General features: G+C 66.7%; 14 protein-coding genes. 9 read left to right on the forward strand and 5 right to left on the reverse strand.

Going from position 1 to position 16,391, the window contains the following annotated elements; translation table 11 throughout:
• The first annotated feature begins 140 nt into the window (after nucleotides 1-140).
• Nucleotides 141-2,432: an FUSC family protein gene (locus tag U5809_RS12145; RefSeq protein ID WP_322086687.1), complete on the forward strand. Its 2,292-nt coding sequence runs from the start codon at nucleotides 141-143 to the stop codon at nucleotides 2,430-2,432.
• Between the two features lie 291 nt (nucleotides 2,433-2,723).
• On the forward strand, nucleotides 2,724-4,091 hold the full coding sequence (locus U5809_RS12150) for an amino acid permease (RefSeq protein ID WP_322086688.1): 1,368 nt from the start codon (nucleotides 2,724-2,726) through the stop codon (nucleotides 4,089-4,091).
• A 148-nt stretch (nucleotides 4,092-4,239) separates the two neighbouring features.
• Here the strand turns inward: U5809_RS12150 and U5809_RS12155 are convergent, their stop codons facing one another.
• A complete protein-coding gene (locus U5809_RS12155; RefSeq protein ID WP_009688068.1) occupies nucleotides 4,240-4,401 on the reverse strand; it encodes a hypothetical protein in 162 nt (53 codons plus the stop codon).
• Nucleotides 4,402-4,607: 206 nt separating this feature from the next.
• Here U5809_RS12155 and U5809_RS12160 point away from each other — a divergent pair, with 206 nt between their 5' ends.
• The 3 genes from U5809_RS12160 to U5809_RS12170 are packed head-to-tail and all read left to right on the forward strand — an operon-like array spanning nucleotide 4,608 to nucleotide 8,107.
• Complete coding sequence (locus U5809_RS12160; RefSeq protein ID WP_322086689.1) at nucleotides 4,608-5,651, forward strand: Fe(3+) ABC transporter substrate-binding protein; 1,044 nt, start codon at nucleotides 4,608-4,610, stop codon at nucleotides 5,649-5,651.
• Entirely contained in the window at nucleotides 5,641-7,329 is a 1,689-nt protein-coding gene (locus U5809_RS12165) for an ABC transporter permease (RefSeq protein WP_415877941.1), read from the forward strand. Before U5809_RS12160 ends, U5809_RS12165 begins: the two co-directional genes overlap by 11 nt.
• 4 nt (nucleotides 7,330-7,333) lie before the next feature.
• The gene (locus tag U5809_RS12170) at nucleotides 7,334-8,107 is read left to right on the forward strand and encodes an ABC transporter ATP-binding protein (RefSeq protein WP_322086690.1); all 774 of its coding nucleotides are present in this window, start codon (nucleotides 7,334-7,336) and stop codon (nucleotides 8,105-8,107) included.
• A 59-nt stretch (nucleotides 8,108-8,166) separates the two neighbouring features.
• Here the strand turns inward: U5809_RS12170 and U5809_RS12175 are convergent, their stop codons facing one another.
• From U5809_RS12175 to U5809_RS12190, 4 genes are all read right to left on the reverse strand, one after another.
• Entirely contained in the window at nucleotides 8,167-8,637 is a 471-nt protein-coding gene (locus U5809_RS12175) for an Lrp/AsnC family transcriptional regulator (protein WP_006484401.1), read from the reverse strand.
• 246 nt (nucleotides 8,638-8,883) lie between these two features.
• Entirely contained in the window at nucleotides 8,884-9,525 is a 642-nt protein-coding gene (locus U5809_RS12180) for an NAD(P)-dependent oxidoreductase (RefSeq protein ID WP_322086691.1), read from the reverse strand.
• A 133-nt stretch (nucleotides 9,526-9,658) separates the two neighbouring features.
• Nucleotides 9,659-10,114, reverse strand: coding sequence for an Rrf2 family transcriptional regulator (locus U5809_RS12185; RefSeq protein ID WP_176046904.1), 456 nt, complete (start codon nucleotides 10,112-10,114; stop codon nucleotides 9,659-9,661).
• Nucleotides 10,115-10,204: 90 nt separating this feature from the next.
• The gene (locus tag U5809_RS12190) at nucleotides 10,205-10,633 is read right to left on the reverse strand and encodes a hypothetical protein (protein ID WP_322086692.1); all 429 of its coding nucleotides are present in this window, start codon (nucleotides 10,631-10,633) and stop codon (nucleotides 10,205-10,207) included.
• Between the two features lie 193 nt (nucleotides 10,634-10,826).
• Between U5809_RS12190 and U5809_RS12195 the strand changes: the two genes are divergently transcribed.
• The 4 genes from U5809_RS12195 (at nucleotide 10,827) to U5809_RS12210 (ending at nucleotide 16,169) form a co-directional block, all read left to right on the forward strand.
• The gene (locus U5809_RS12195) at nucleotides 10,827-11,162 is read left to right on the forward strand and encodes a hypothetical protein (RefSeq protein ID WP_322086693.1); all 336 of its coding nucleotides are present in this window, start codon (nucleotides 10,827-10,829) and stop codon (nucleotides 11,160-11,162) included.
• Nucleotides 11,163-11,426: 264 nt separating this feature from the next.
• Nucleotides 11,427-12,620, forward strand: a complete 1,194-nt coding sequence (locus tag U5809_RS12200; RefSeq protein WP_322086694.1) for an ammonium transporter — start codon at nucleotides 11,427-11,429, stop codon at nucleotides 12,618-12,620.
• 158 nt (nucleotides 12,621-12,778) lie between these two features.
• Complete coding sequence (locus U5809_RS12205) at nucleotides 12,779-14,743, forward strand: PhoX family protein (RefSeq protein WP_322086695.1); 1,965 nt, start codon at nucleotides 12,779-12,781, stop codon at nucleotides 14,741-14,743.
• 601 nt (nucleotides 14,744-15,344) lie between these two features.
• The gene (locus U5809_RS12210; protein WP_282507105.1) at nucleotides 15,345-16,169 is read left to right on the forward strand and encodes an IclR family transcriptional regulator; all 825 of its coding nucleotides are present in this window, start codon (nucleotides 15,345-15,347) and stop codon (nucleotides 16,167-16,169) included.
• The last annotated feature ends 222 nt before the right edge of the window (nucleotides 16,170-16,391 follow it).

Raw genomic sequence — 16,391 nt, forward strand, 5'->3', positions numbered from 1 at the left:
CAGGGTCCCCAAGGATAGCAAATGGACCGCCGCCGCGAACCTCGGCCGGAAAGCCAGGTTTTGCGGACCGCGAAATACGATAGACTCGTCGCCAGTCAATACGCCGCCCCGGGCGTCTTCGTCTGCCATTCAGTCCATCGATGCGCTATTCGGTCGAAATCAGAAAGTTTTTCTACAGCCAGTACTTTTTCGGCGGCCTGCGGATCGCGGTCGGCGTCTCGCTGCCGGCCGTGCTGTGCCTGATCGTGTTCCACAACCGCGAACTCGGCTTCACGATCTCGACGGGCGCGCTCGGCGCCTGTGTCGTCGACATGCCGGGTCCGCTCAAGTACAAGCACAACGAAATGCTCGCGTGCAGCGTGATCGGCTTCCTGGCCGCGCTCGCCACCGGCCTCGCGACACCGAACATCTTCGCGCTGTGGCTCACGATCGTACCGCTCACGTTCGTGCTGTCGCTGATCGTCGTCTACGGCAACCGCTGGCCGCAGATCAGCTTCGCGACGCTGTTCATGATGGTGATGACGCTCGAGGAGAAGTTCACGCCGCTGCAGGCGTTCATCAACGCCGGCTGGATTCTCGCGGGCGGCCTCTGGTACACGTACTGGGCCACGCTCGTGTCGCAATGGCAGGCACGCCGGATCGAGCAGCAGGCGCTGGCCGAAAGCCTGTTCGCCTGCGCCGACTACCTGCTCGCCCGCGCGCAATTCTACGATCTCGATGCCGACCTCGACGAGTGCTACCGCAATCTGGTCGCCCGGCAGATTACCGCGGTCGAAACGCAGGAAACCGCGCGCGACATCGTGCTGCGCAACCTGCCGAAGCTGCGGCGCGGCAAGCTCGATCCCGGCCGCACGACGATGTACAACCTGTTCATCAACAGCGTCGACCTGCACGAGCTGTTCGTCGGCGCGCACACCGATTATCCGCTGGTGCGCAATACGTTCGGCGGCTCGGACCTGATCATTTTCTACCGCGACCTGATCCGCAAGGCGGCCGCCGATCTCGAGGAGATCGGCCTCGCGGTGCTCGAGAACCGCGCGCCGCATTCGCGGATCAGCGTGAAAGCCGAGCTGCGCGCGATCGAGTACGAGATCGAGCTGATGCGCAAGAAGAACTTCGCGGCCACCAACGCGGAAGCGTATGCGGCCGTGCTCGCGACGTTCCGGCGCATCTGGAGTGCGACGCGCCTGATCGACCGGATGCGCCGCAACCTGTCGGGTCACGCCGATCCGCAGCAAACCGAACTGAAGATCGACAAGGCGCTCACGCGCTTCCTGCAGCGTCGCCGGATGTCGCCGCTCCTGATCTTCTCGAACCTGAACATGCGCTCGCCGAGCTTCCGCCACGCGCTGCGCGTGACGATCGCGGTGGCGGTCGGCTTCTGGATCGGCCGGCTGCTGCCGCTCACGAACGCGTACTGGATCGTGATGACGACCATCATCATCCTGAAGCCCGGCTACTCGCTCACCAAGCAGCGCAACGCGCAACGGATCATCGGCACGCTGATCGGCTGCGCGGCGAGCATCGCGCTGATCTACACGGTGAAGGAGCCGCACCTGCTGATCGCGATCATGTTCGGGTCGATGGTGATGAGCTACAGCCTGCTGCTGTTCAACTACGCGGCGAGCGTCGTCTTCACGTCGTCCTATGTGCTGCTGATGTTCCACCTGCTCGCGCCGGGCAGCATGCGGATCATCGGCGAACGTGCGATCGACACGGTGGTCGGCTGCATGATCGCGATCGCCGCGAGCCGGCTGTTCCCGTACTGGGAATACCGGCTGATGGGCAAGCTCGTCACCGACATGCTGACGTCCACCCGCAAGTATTTCGAGGCCGTGTGGCGCGCCGGGCGCGGCATGTCGCCGCCGCCGGTCCCGGCCGCCGACGGCGCGGCCGTCGTCCCGGGCGTGGCGGCAGTGGTCGAGTCGCCCGCCGCGAGCCTCGACGACGACTATCGCTACCGCCTTGCACGCAAGGATGTGCACATCGCATTCGCGAACCTCGGGCAGGCGTTCCAGCGCATGATGATCGAACCGAAGGCGCACCAGCGCTTCGTACCCGAGCTGAACGACCTGCTCGTGCAGACGCACGTGCTCGGCGCGCAGATAACGGCCGCCGCGCCGCTGATCCGCAGCGCATGCGCGGCCGACGGCGGCATCCTGCACGATGACGCGCTGCAGCGCGGCCTCGCCGCCGTGCTCGACAATCTCGAGAAGGCCGAAGCCGGCGAGCCGCCACCTGCCGACCAGATCGATGCATCGAAGCAGATCACGCGCGATCTCGACGCGATGGTCGTGTCCGCGGAAAAATCCGATGCGGTCGGCGCCGAGCTCACGCACGACCTGAAAGTGCTCGCGCACCAGTGCAAGCAGATGCTCGCGTCGTCGCTGCTGATCCGCAAGGATGCGAGCGTGATCCGACTGCCCGCCTGACCCCGAATGACCGGCCGGCTAGCCGGCCCGCGCACACCGCGGGTCGGCCGCTGGCACTCCACGATTCAACGACCTCCCCAAGCATGTCGCGTCCGCCTCACGTGGCCCGCCCGCACGTCGCGCGCTCGCCCCAAGCCCGATTCCGCTCATCGCGCCAGTCAGGGAATACCCGATTCCGGTCACCCGGCCCGGCTTGTTATCATTCGCTCACATTCAAGTTGTATAGACAACTTGAGCCAATCGGACCGGTCCCGCTCGCCCGGTCCGTCGCATAACGATATCGGAGACCCGATGAAAAACTTGCAGCGCCACCTGAGCGCGCGGCACATCCGCTTTCTCGCGCTCGGCTCGGCGATCGGCACCGGCCTGTTCTACGGTTCAGCGTCCGCGATCCAGCTCGCGGGCCCGGCCGTGATCCTGGCGTACATCCTGGGCGGCGCGGCCGTCTACATGGTGATGCGCGCGCTCGGCGAGATGGCCGTGCGCGAACCCGTCGCCGGCTCGTTCGGCCATTACGCGACCGAGAACCTCGGCCCGTTCGCGGGATTCGTCACCGGCTGGACCTACACGCTCGAAATGGTGATCGTCGCGATCGCCGACATCACCGCGTTCGGCATCTACATGGGCTTCTGGTTTCCGGACGTCCCGCAATGGATCTGGGTGCTCGGCGTCGTCGCGATCATCTGCGGGCTGAACCTGTGCCACGTCAAGGTGTTCGGCGAGCTCGAATTCTGGCTGTCGATCATCAAGGTCGGCGCGATCGTCGCGATGATCGGCGGCGGCGTCGCGATCCTGCTGACCGGCATGCACTTCGGCCATTCGGCCGACGTGCCCACGTTCGCGAACCTGTGGAACCATGGCGGCTTCTTGCCGAACGGCATGGGCGGGCTGATCGCGTCGCTGTCGGTCGTGATCTTCGCGTACGGCGGGATCGAGGTGATCGGGATGAGCGCCGGCGAAGCGAAGGACCCGGAACGCGTGATTCCGCGTGCGATCAACGCGGTACCCGCGCGCATCCTGCTGTTCTACGTGCTGACGATGGTCGTGCTGATGTCGATCAGCCCGTGGACGGGCGTCGGCGGCGACGGCAGCCCGTTCGTGCAGATCTTCTCGGCGCTCGGCGTGAAGTCGGCTGCGACGATCCTCAACCTGGTCGTGATCAGCGCGGCGATCTCGGCGATCAACAGCGATATCTTCGGCGCGGGCCGAATGATGTTCGGGATGGCGCGACAGGGCCAGGCGCCGCGCGTGCTGATGACGACGTCGCGGCACGGCGTGCCGTGGGTCACGGTGCTCGTGATGGCAGGCGCGCTGCTCGTCGGCGTGGTGCTGAACTACCTGATGCCGAAGGACGTGTTCCTGATGGTCGCCGCGATCGCGACGTTCGCGACCGTGTGGGTCTGGCTGATGATCCTGCTGTCGCAGGTCGCGATGCGTCGCCGCCTGTCGAGCGCCGAAGTCGCCGCGCTGAAGTTCAAGGTGCCGCTGTGGCCCGTCGCACCGGCGCTGACGATCGCGTTCATGGGTTTCGTGATCGTGATGCTCGGCTGGTTCGAGGATACGCGCGTCGCGCTGTATGTCGGCGCGGCCTGGCTCGCGCTGCTCGCGGCCGTGTTCTACGCACGGATCCGCCCGAAATTCGCCCCTGCGTCACGTTGACGCACGGCTGACCTGAATACGCGGCGCGCCTCCTTCGGCGCCCGCTGCTGCCCCGGCTCCGCGCGACGTCAGTCGCGCCGGAAGCCGCGGGTTACTCCCCTTCGCATGCCCCCGCGCACGCGGCCCGGCCGGGCCGCGCACCGGCACGTCAGTGCGATGCCGCGCTCGCGGCCTCGGCCGGATGGGCCTCGTCGTACGCACGCTTCTGCGAAATCGCGTTGTACAGGATCGTCCCGATCACGAGCAGCACGGCCACGACGATCAGGATGCTCACGTTGCGGACAGGGTTCTTCTTGCGCTGATCGTTCATGGTCGGTGCGTCTCCGTCAAATTCATCGAAGCGGGCATTCTACGCGCTTGCGCCCGAGCTGCGACGCCCCGTTTCCGATCGCCGTTCCGCCCGCCCCCGTCGCTTTCCGCAAGCTTTCAGTTGGTAATCGTTCCCATTTCGATCTAGAATCCTGAGTCTTTCATTTTGTAATATTTTCTTCGTCCACCAGTTCCACCGGAGTCCCCATGTCGAATCCGCGCACCCGCCTGCTGCCGCTCGCCGGCGCCCTCGCCCTGGCTGCGGCCGCTTTCGCGCCGCTTGCCCAGGCGGCCGAGGAAGTGAGCCTGTACACCACTCGCGAGCCCAAGCTGATCCAGCCGCTCATCGATGCCTTCACGAAGCAGAGCGGCGTCAAGGTCAACACGGTGTTCGTGAAGGACGGACTGCTCGAGCGCGTGAAGGCGGAAGGCACGCAGTCGCCGGCCGACGTGCTGATGACGGTCGACGTCGGCAACCTGCTCGATCTCGTCGACGGCGGCATCACGCAGCCGGTGCGCTCGAAGGCGCTCGACGATGCGATTCCCGCGAACCTGCGCGGCGCGAACGGCGACTGGTATGCACTGTCGCTGCGCGACCGCGTGTTGTACGTTGAAAAGGACCTGAAGGTCGACGCATTCCGCTACGAGGATCTCGCCGATCCGAAATGGAAGGGCAAGGTCTGCATCCGCTCGGGCCAGCATCCGTACAACACGGCGCTCGTCGCGGCAATGATCGCGCACGACGGCGAAGCCGCGACCGAGAAGTGGCTGCGCGGCGTGAAGGCGAACCTCGCGCGCAAGGCGACGGGCGGCGACCGCGATGTCGCACGCGACATCCTCGGCGGCATCTGCGACGTCGGACTCGCGAACGCGTACTACGTCGGCCACATGAAGAATGCGGAGCCGGGCAGCGATGCGCGCAAGTGGGGCGATGCCATCAAGGTCGTGCGGCCGACGTTCGCGAACGCGAAGAGCGGCGGCACGCACGTGAACATCAGCGGCGCGACGGTCGCGAAGCACGCGCCGCACAAGGCCAACGCGGTGAAACTGCTCGAATACCTCGTGTCGCCGGACGCGCAGGCGCTGTATGCGCAGGCGAACTACGAATACCCGGTGCGCGCAAACGTGAAGCTCGATCCGGTGATCGCGAGCTTCGGTGCGCTGAAGGTCGATCCGCTGCCGCTGACCGACATCGCGAAGCATCGCAAGCAGGCCAGCCAGCTCGTCGACAAGGTCGGCTTTGACAACTGACGCTTCGTCGGCCGGCGCGTACCGCCGGCCATCCCGGCCGCGCCTGCGGCCGCGCGCGGGCAGCCTGTGGCTGCTCGCGGCGCTGGCGATCGCCGCGGCGGTCGCGGCGCCGCTCGCGGTGCTCGTCGCCGCCGCGTTCGACGCCGATCTCGCGCACTGGCGGCATCTCGCCGAATTCGTGCTGCCGCAGGCACTCGTCAATACGCTGCTGTTGCTCGCGGGCGTCGGCGCGATCGTGTCGATCGTCGGCACCGGGTGCGCGTGGCTCGTCACCGCCTACGATTTTCCCGGCCGCCGCGTGCTCACATGGGCACTTCTGCTGCCGCTCGCCGTGCCCACCTATATCGTCGCGTTCGCGTATCTCGACCTGCTGCACCCGATCGGCCCCGTCCAGGGCGCGATCCGCTGGCTGCTCGGCTTCGACAGCCCGCGCCAGTTCCGCCTGCCCGACCTGCGCTCGCTGCCCGGTGCGATCTTCGTGCTCGGCTTCGTGCTGTATCCGTACGTGTACCTGAGCACGCGCGCGATGTTCGTCACGCAATCCGCGAGCCTGCTCGAAGCCGCGCGCACGCTCGGCGCGGGACGCATCGCGACGTTCTGGCGCGTCGTCGTGCCGCTCGCACGGCCCGCGATCGCGGTCGGCGTGAGCCTCGCGCTGCTCGAAACGCTGAACGACATCGGCGCGTCGGAATTCCTCGGCGTGCAAACGCTGACCGTCTCCGTCTATACGACCTGGATCACGCGCTCCGACCTCGCCGGCGCCGCGCAGATCGCGCTTGCGATGCTCGCGATCGTCGTCGGCATGATCGTGCTCGAACGCTACGGGCGCCGCCGCCAGCGCTACGCGCATGGCCGGCGCATGCGGCCGATCTCGCCGCGTCGTCTCACCGGCGCGGCCGCGCTCGGCGCCGCCGTGTTCGGCTGGCTGCCCGTGCTGCTCGGTTTCGGCGCGCCCGCTGCGTACCTCGCGGTCGAGACCGGCAAGCGGCTGCATCTCGTCGGCGGTGTGTCCGACCAGTTGATGACGGGGCTCGCGAACACGCTGACGATCGCCACCGCCGCCACCGCCGCGACGCTCGCGTGCGGGCTCGTCGTCGCGTGGGCCGCACGCGCGCAACGCGACAGCGCCCGCGCGGGCCCTGCCCGCCTGTGTGCGCGAATCGCGAGCCTCGGCTATGCGGTGCCGGGCACCGTGCTCGCGATCGGCCTGCTGATCCCGATCGCGGCGGCCGACCGGCTGTTCGGCGCGGCGCTCGGACGCGACGGGCTGCTGCTGATGGGCTCGGTCACCGCGCTCGTGATCGCGTACACCGTGCGCTTTCTCGCGATCCCGGCCGGCAGCATCGAGGCCGGTCTCGCGCGCATTCCGCCATCGCTCGAACACGCGGCGCGCTCGCTCGGCGAGACAGCCGGCGGCACGCTGCGCCGCGTCCACCTGCCGCTGCTGCGGCCCGCGCTCACGACGAGCGCGCTGCTGGTGTTCGTCGACGCGATGAAGGAATTGCCGGCCACGCTGCTGCTGCGCCCGTTGAATTTCGACACCCTTGCGACCTGGCTGTATGCGGAAGCCGCACGCGGTACCTACGAAGAAGGCGCGGTCGCCGCGCTCGCGATCGTGCTGGCCGGGCTCGTGCCCGTGATCCTGCTCGCGCGCACCCGCCACAAGATCGGAGCCTGAACCCGTGAACCTGCTCGAACTCGATGACCTCTGCGTCGCCTACGACACGCCGCACGGCCGCCGCACGGTGGTCGACGGGCTGAGCCTCGCGCTGCCGCGCGGCGACATCGGCTGCCTGCTCGGCGCATCGGGCTGCGGCAAGACGACCGTACTGCGTGCGATCGCCGGGTTCGAACCCGTGCGCATGGGACGCATCATGCTGGACGGCGCGCCCGTCGCGGCGCCATCGCTCGACGTGCCGCCGGAGCGGCGGCGCATCGGCATGATGTTTCAGGACTACGCGCTGTTCCCGCACCTCAGCGCGGCCGACAACGTCGCGTTCGGTTTGCGGCGCATGCCGAAGACCGAACGGCGCATGCGTGTTGCCGAAATGCTCGATCTCGTCGGCCTCGCCGATTCCAGCGGCGCCTACCCGCACGAGTTGTCGGGTGGCCAGCAGCAACGCGTCGCGCTCGCCCGTGCGCTCGCGCCGTCACCGGAGTTGCTGCTGCTCGACGAGCCGTTCTCGAATCTCGACGTCGATACGCGCGAGCGGCTCGCGTTCGAGTTGCGCGACATCCTGAAACGCACGGGCCACACCGCCATCCTCGTCACGCACAACCAGGCCGAAGCGTTCGCGATCGCCGACCGGATCGGCGTGATGAAGGACGGCCAGCTCGCGCAATGGGACACCCCGTACGCGCTGCACCATCATCCGGCAAGCGCATTCGTCGCGGATTTCGTGCGCCGCGACGCGCTGGCCGACGAACGCGCGCGCGCACTGGCACGCGGCCGCTGAAGCGGCGCCGCGGCCTCGTCACGCCGCGCCGTCGGCATCCGTGCGGCTTCATCGCCGCGCTAAGCCGGCTCCGCTAGATCGCGTACGGGCAGCGCGGTCGAATACTTGATCTGCTCCATCGCAAATGACGAACTGACGTCGAACAGCGGCACCGTGCGAATCAGCTGCTTGTAGACACGATCGTAGTCGTCGATGCCGGCCACCACGACGCGCAGCAGGTAATCGGTCTCGCCGCTCATCCGGTAGACCTCGACCACTTCCGGCATGTCGCGCACGGCCTGCGTGAAACGCTGCGCCCATTCCTCGGTGTGCTGGTTCGTGCGGATCGCGACGAACACGGTCGTGCCGACGCCAAGCTTGCGCGGATCGCACAGTGCAACCTGTGCGCGAATCGCGCCGGTTTCCTTGAGCCGCTGTACGCGCTTCCAGCATGGCGTCTGCGACAGGTTCACGCGCTGCGCCAGTTCCGCGATCGGCAGTGTGGCATCCGCCTGCAGCAGTTCCAGCAGCTTGCGATCGATGGCGTCCATTTCTCCAGTCCCTCGTAGATAGAAATTTATTCTATTCATCCTGCACAACGGGGAACAATATGAAAACGGCTGCACCGCGTCGACCGGTATAAATACCGATCCTGAACAGTTCCGCCGGCTATCCCGCGTCGCCCAACGAAACAGGCGACTCCGCCCGTCAAGGTGGAATCGCCTGAAGTCGCTGCGCGCCGCAGCGTGCCGGCCGCGTCCGGGCCGGGGCGCATGCACCGCCGGCCATCGCGCCGCTCAATACGCGACCGTCGCGATCTCGTGCACGAAGCTGTCCTGCTCGAGCGCGTCGACGAACGCGACTGCGTAGTCTTCCGCCGAGATCTTGCTGTTGCCCTGCGCATCCACGATCAGCTTGCCGACGCCCGTGCGGAACGTGCCCGTGCGCTCGCCCGGGGCGATCATCGCGGCCGGCGCGAAGAACGTCCAGTCGAGATCGGCGACCGTCTTCAGGTAGCCGAGCGCATCGCGGTGCGCGAGCGCCTGCCCCTTGTACGCTTCGGGAAAGCCTTCGCTGTCGACCAGTTGCTTGCCCGGCGCGATTTCGAGCGAACCGGCGCCGCCCACCACCACGAGACGCTTCAGGCCCGCCTGACGCGCGCCGACGACCAGCGCCTTCGCGGCCGCGACGACCTTCGCCGCATCGTCCTGCTTCGGACCGTACGCGCTCGCGACCGCGTCATGACCCGGCAGCGCGGCAGCGATGCTGGCCGCGTCGAACAGGTCGGCCGCTTGCGCGGTGATGCCGTCGCCCGATGCGCCCGGATGGCGCGACAGCGCGGTCACGCGATGGCCGCGTCGCACGGCTTCCGCCGCAATGCGCGAACCGATCATGCCGGTAGCGCCGAACAGCGCGATATTCAAGGAACGTTGCGTCATGGCGATTCTCCAGTAAGAAAAATATGTAACACAGTTAATTACACATAAGATCGAAAAAAAACGGGGCGAAGCCCCCGTTGCACCGGACACCGCGCCTGCGCGCCGTCCGGCTTCCTGCCCTGCCTGCTGCCGGCTATCCGCCGGCGCGCACCGCCTGTTGCGTGCGTCGCTCGAGATCCAGCATGTCGGCCGTCACGTCGACCAGCGTGCGCGTGGCGAGCGACGCTTCCATCGCGCGCTGCGCATCGCCGATATAGCCGGTCAGCACGCCCTGGATGTGCCGCCCGACGAGACACGCGGGATTCGGTGCCTCGCGATGCAACGCAAACAGTTGCGCATCGTCGACCGCACGATACACGTCGAGCAGCGTGATCTCGCCGGGCTCGCGCGCCAGCAGCGCGCCGCCGCCAGCACCGAGCTGCGACGTGGTCAGCCCCGCGGCTGCCAGCATCGACAGCAACCGGCGTATCAGCGCCGGATTCGTATTCACGCTGCCCGCGATGATGTCGGACGACAGCGGCACGCCTTCCTGCATCGACAGCAAGGCGAGCACGTGGACGGCAAACGCGAACCGGCTGCTGGTATTCATTCCTCACTCACTCGGCGACGCCGGCCAGACCCGCAACCGGCGACATGTGTAACCATCATAATTACATTTTGCAGATCATGCAAGCCCGCGTCATTCACCGCTCGCGGGCTTGGCGCCCGATGCGTTCTGCTGGCTCCACTGCTGGAGCTTCTTGCCGGCTTCCGCGATCTTCGCGCCCGCTTCGGAAGCCGCATGCGCGACGACCGCGGAGGCAGCCGCGTCGATCTGCGCCTGCGCCGCCGACGCGAGACCGTTCGCGGACAGCGGCGGCACGGCCGACGCCGCGGACGCGATGCTGGCCTTCGCGGCGTTGATCTGCTGGTTGACGGTGCTCGCCACCTGGTCGAGCGCCTTGGCCGCATTGTTCGCGGCATCGGCCGCCGCGCTCGCGGCCGTATCGGGTTGGGCGACCGGCGTGCCGGACTTCTCGCAGCCCGCGAGCAACAGCAGCGCACCGGCGGCCACCGCCGCCAGCACGGACCCGGGCACGCGACGCGCCCGCGATGTCTTCATGTTCATCAGCAATTTCCGGCCGCGCGTCGCACGGCCTTAGGGTTGGACCGGTGTCGATGATACCGCCTGTGGAACAGGCCAAATAACGACCGGCCATTAAAAATGCCTTTCAATTTCGGATTCGTCTGATTCAATCGCAGGCGCTACATCACTAAAGTGGGCACGCTTCAATCCGTTTCGTACGTGTCCCCTTTTGCTTATGGCTTTCCTTGTCGACTGGCTCATCGCCCTGGCCGCGCTGCTCGCCGCCACCCTGTTCCTGTGCCTGCGCGCGCCGTCGGCGCGCCCCCTGCCCGAATCCGGACGCCCGCGCCGCGTCGCCTGCGCGCGCCTGCTCACGCAGGCCGTGATCGGTTTCTGGACGGCCGCGCTGATCGTCGTGGAAGGCATCCTCGGCCCCGATGGCGACGGCCAGTCGCTCACGGGCTTCGCGGCGCTCGCGTTCGCCGCGCTCGGACTGTCGACCGTCGCCGCCTACTGGTCGGCGTGCGCGCTGCGGCTGCGCCGGCCGCCCTCGCTGTTCGCCCGCCACTGACGCGCCAGATCGGTGCGTCGCGGCGCACCACTGCGCACCACGCCGCATCACCCCACTCGCAGCACGCACCAGTTCAGCACGCACCGCACCACGTGCGTGCACCCCGTACGTTGGTCGATCGCCATCGGCCGCGCCCTCATCCCGTGCACGATTCACCGGAATGCCGCATCGCACGGTGCGGGAGCACCAACTCCACGCGTCCGTTCACCAAGTTGGCTCGATACTTGCATTCCTTGCCCGTTTTTTGCGCAAGGAAGCCACGGCATGGATGGTCTGAAATCCGGCGTCGACACACTGTTCCTGTTGATCGGCGCCGTCATGGTGCTCGCGATGCACGCGGGCTTCGCATTTCTCGAACTCGGCACGGTCCGCAAGAAGAATCAGGTCAACGCGCTCGTGAAGATCCTGGTCGACTTCTCGGTGTCGACGCTCGCGTATTTCTTCATCGGCTACACGATCGCATACGGGGTCGAGTTCTTCGACGACATCGGCACGCTGTCGCAGCACAGCGGCTACGCGCTCGTGCGCTTCTTCTTCCTGCTGACCTTCGCGGCGGCGATTCCCGCGATCGTGTCCGGCGGCATCGCCGAGCGCGCGAAGTTCAACCCGCAGCTCGTCGCGACGCTGATCATCGTCGGTTTCATCTATCCGTTCTTCGAAGGAATCGCGTGGAACGAGCGCTTCGGCGTGCAGGCCTGGCTCACGCACGCGTTCGGCGCGCCGTTCCACGATTTCGCCGGCTCGGTCGTCGTGCATGCATTCGGCGGCTGGGTCGCGCTGCCGGCCGTGGTGCTGCTCGGCGCGCGTCACGGCCGTTATGCGAAGGACGGCCGCATCGCCGCGCACCCGCCGTCGAACATCCCGTTCCTCGCGCTCGGTGCATGGGTGCTCGCGGTCGGCTGGTTCGGCTTCAACGTGATGAGCGCGCAGACGCTCGACAAGATCAGCGGCCTCGTCGCCGTGAACTCGCTGATGGCGATGGTCGGCGGCACGCTCGCCGCGTGGATGGCCGGCCGCAACGACCCGGGTTTCACGTACAACGGGCCGCTCGCCGGCCTCGTCGCGGTATGCGCGGGCTCCGACGTGATGCATCCGATCGGCGCACTCGTCACGGGCGCGGCCGCCGGCGCACTGTTCGTCGCGATGTTCACCTGCGTGCAGAACAAGTGGCGCATCGACGACGTGCTCGGCGTGTGGCCGCTGCACGGCATGTGCGGTGCGCTCGGCGGCCTCGCGGCCGGCGTGTTCGGCCTGCCCGCGCTCGGCGGTCTCGGCGGCGTGTCGTTCATGTCGCAGCTCGTCGGCACGCTCGGCGGCATCGTGATCGCAAGCGCGGGCGGCACGCTCGTCTACGGCGCGCTCAAGGCGACCGTCGGGCTGCGCCTCGACCGCGAAGCCGAGTTCGACGGCGCCGACCTGTCGATCCATCGCATCTCGGCAACGCCCGAGCGCGATTGATCCGTTGACGAACACCGACGCATCATTACGCTTTCAATTCAAAAAACTTTCATCCAGCGCCCTTACACTTCCGTCCAGTTTTCAATAAGCCTTCGCCAAGCTTGCCGATCGCCTGCTTCGCGAAGGCCATTCTTCCAACAACTGAAACTGGACTCCACATGCCCGCGTTGCCCAATGCTGCCCGTCGTCAGGCCCTGAAGATCCTTGCCGGCGCGCCGATGCTTCCCCTTTCCGGTCTCGCGCTGCCGGCCCTGCTGACGGGTTGCGGCGGCGAAGATAATCCCGCATCGACGCCGGCCCCGGTCACCGCTGCCTATACGTCGGCGGCATTCTCGGCGATGGCTGCACCCACGCTCGACAACGCGGCCGCGATGGCCACGACGACGGTCGGCTCGACGCTGTCGGTGTCGTTCTCGGACGGCTCGTCGCGCAACTTCAAGCTCGCGTACCGGCCGTTCTTCGTGACGGGCGACATGGTGCCGGACGGCAAGGGCGGCACGACGCTCGCGGGCGGCTACTACGACATCAACAACCAGCCGATCATCGATCGCTCGGTCGCCGGCAAGGAGCGCCAGTTCTATTCCGATTGCCCGGACGGCAGCTCGCTGCTGACGCTGAAGAACGCGAACGTGCCCGGCGTGAAGGGCAACACGGTGTTCGCGGTCGTCCAGTTCGAATACACGACGCGCGACCAGGCGAGCGCATCGCAGTACGGCCAGCTGCCGTCGCCGATCGCGGTGCTCTCGCTCGACCAGGATCCGGCCACCGGCGCGCTGAAGGTCGTGAAGTACCACAACGTCGACACGTCGAAGGCACACGGCCTGTGGATCACCTGCGGCGCAAGCCTGTCGCCGTGGGGCACGCACCTGTCGAGCGAGGAATACGAACCGGACGCGACCAAGGTTGCGACCGACGCGCAGTTCAAGGCGTTCAGCAAGAACACGTTCGGCGACGAGACGAAGGCGAACCCCTACCATTACGGCCACCTGCCCGAGATCACGGTGAATCCGGACGGCACGGGCACCGTGAAGAAGCACTATTGCCTCGGCCGCATCTCGCACGAGCTGATCCAGGTGATGCCGGACCAGCGCACCGTGATGATGGGTGACGACGCCACCAACGGCGGCCTGTTCATGTTCGTCGCCGACAAGGCGGCCGACCTGTCGGCCGGCACGCTGTACGTCGCGAAGTGGACGCAGACGTCGTCGGCCGGCGCCGGCACCGCGACGCTCACGTGGATCAAGATCGGCCACGCGACGAGCAGCGAGATCGAAGCGCTCGCGAACACGCTGAAGGCGTCGGACATCATGGACCTGGTGACCACCGACCCGAACGACGCGAGCTACGCGAAGATCCACTTCGGCGGCAAGTTCAACTGGATGCGCGTGAAGCCGGGGATGGAGAAGGCGGCCGCGTTCCTCGAGACGCACCGCTACGCGGCACTGCTCGGCGGCAGCATGGGCTTCACGAAGCTCGAAGGCACGACGGTGAACGCGAAGGACAAGATCGTCTACACGGCGATGTCGCGGATCGAAACGTCGATGGTCAAGGGCAACGCCGTGTCGCGCGATGTCGCGGTCGACAAGAAGATCGCCGCGGGCGCCGTCTACGCGCTGAACCTGAAGGGCAGCCAGCGCGACACGACGGGCGGCGCGATCGACAGCGAATGGGTGCCGGTCGACATGGGCGCGCCGGCCGCGCTCGTCGGCGAGGATCTCGCCGCGGCCGACGGCCTCGGCAACCTCGCGAACCCGGACAAGATCGCCAACCCGGACAACCTGAAGTTCTCCGAAAAGCTGCGCACGCTGTTCATCGGCGAAGACTCGGGCATGCACGTGAACAACTTCCTGTGGGCGTACAACGTCGACACGAAGTCGCTGGTGCGCGTGCTGTCGTGCCCGGCCGGCGCGGAATCGACGGGCCTGCACGCGGTCGACGAGATCAATGGCTGGACGTACATCATGAGCAACTTCCAGCACGCGGGCGACTGGGAATCGCCGCTGCACGACAAGGTCAAGCCGACGCTCGATCCGCTCGTGCGCGCGAACTTCAAGGACCGCTTCGGTGCCAGCGTCGGCTACCTGACGGCCGAGCAGACCGGCATCAAGCTCGCGAAGGCCTGACCGGGCCGCGCGAGGGCAATGCCCGTGACCAGGCGCTCCTGGCCGGGCGCCCCTTCTTCATCACCGTTCATTCGTCGGCGCTCCACGCCGTTTTGTGCGCGATGCCCAGTGCGGGCGTCGCGCTTTTTTTTGCGCGCGCGAATCGCGTGAACGGCGAGCGCAAGCGCGCGCCGAACGGGCTCGGCCGGGCGTTTCCAGCGATCGGGGGATAATACGGGCCTGACGCGTCCGGGCGGACAGTCAAATGACGGGCAAAAAAAAGCGCCACGGAGACCGTGGCGCTAAAAAAGTTCTAGCCATTCCGAGGGCCGTGCTAGAACCTGAGAGACTGCGCGAAACATCGTTGCCGGTTAAACTCTTGAAACGATGTTTCGAAAACGTGAGACATTCTTTCCGTTTCCGCCCGACAAGTCAAGCGGTATTTGCACCGGTTCATGCACTTTCTGGCAACGCTCATTTGAGCGTTTTCCTAATAAACCAAGGGTGAACCCGTAAAATCTCATCCAATGACCGGTTTGCCCGCAGAACATGCATCTTTTGACAATAGTCCTACAATACCAACAAAATTGAAATCGAGTTTCGGAATTAGAGAGAATCCCTCGTGTCGACAACTGTAACCCCTCCCGCGCCGCGGGACCGTGAATCCTCGCCCGACGAGATCACCGCCCTCGCCCGCGGCCTCGCCGTGCTGCGCCGCATCGCGGCTGCCGACGCGCCCGTCAGCAACCGCGAACTGACCGAATTGACCGGCATCCCGAAGCCGACCGTCTCGCGCATCACCGCGACGCTCGTCAGCGCCGGTTTCCTGTTCCAGTTGCCCGACAGCGAGCGCTTCGTGCTCACCGCGTCGGTGCTCGAACTGAGTCACGGTTTCCTGCGCAACTTCGACATCCGCGCGCGCTCGCGGCCGTTCATGATCGAGCTGGCCGAGCGCACGTCGCTGTCCGTGCACCTCGCGGTGCGCGACCGGCTCGACATGGTCGCGATCGACGTGATTCGCCCGCGCTCCGCGGTGCTCGTCACGCGCCTCGAGATCGGCTCGCGCATGGACATCGCACGCACGGCAGTGGGCCGCGCGTATCTCGCCGCACTCGAGGAAGACGAGCGGCGCCTGCTGCTCGAGTCGCTGCGCACCACGGCGGGCGACGACTGGCCGCACGTCTCGTCGCGCCTGACCCCCGCGCTCGACGAAGCCATGCGCGACGGCCACGCGATCGCGATCGGCGAATGGCGCGAGGGCCTGAATGCGGTCGCAGCCGGTTTCGTCGGCCCGTCGGGCCAGCGCTACTCGGTGAATTGCGGCGGCGCGGCGCACCAGTGCTCGCCCGAATGGCTGCACGAACACGTCGTGCCCGCGCTGCACGAATGCATCGCGAAAATCACCCGCGAGATCGGCGGCGCACCGGCCCGGCGCATCAGCGTGTAATCGTTCCGTCATCGTCCCGTCGCGTTCTGTAACGACCGTAACCCGTTGAAAGATAGACCACTGGACTGTAACGGGGACGGGACGTAGGATCATGCCCATCGTCGCGCCGCATTCGCGGTGCGCACCGCTCTTTTCCCGCGCGGGTCGGCGGGGCCCCGGACCGAGCCGGGCCCCCTTCCCGTCACCCGCTCGCCCACGCGCAGCCCAGCAGTCCGATTTCCG

It is taken from the genome of Burkholderia sp. BCC1999 (assembly GCF_905339975.1).
GTDB lineage: Bacteria > Pseudomonadota > Gammaproteobacteria > Burkholderiales > Burkholderiaceae > Burkholderia.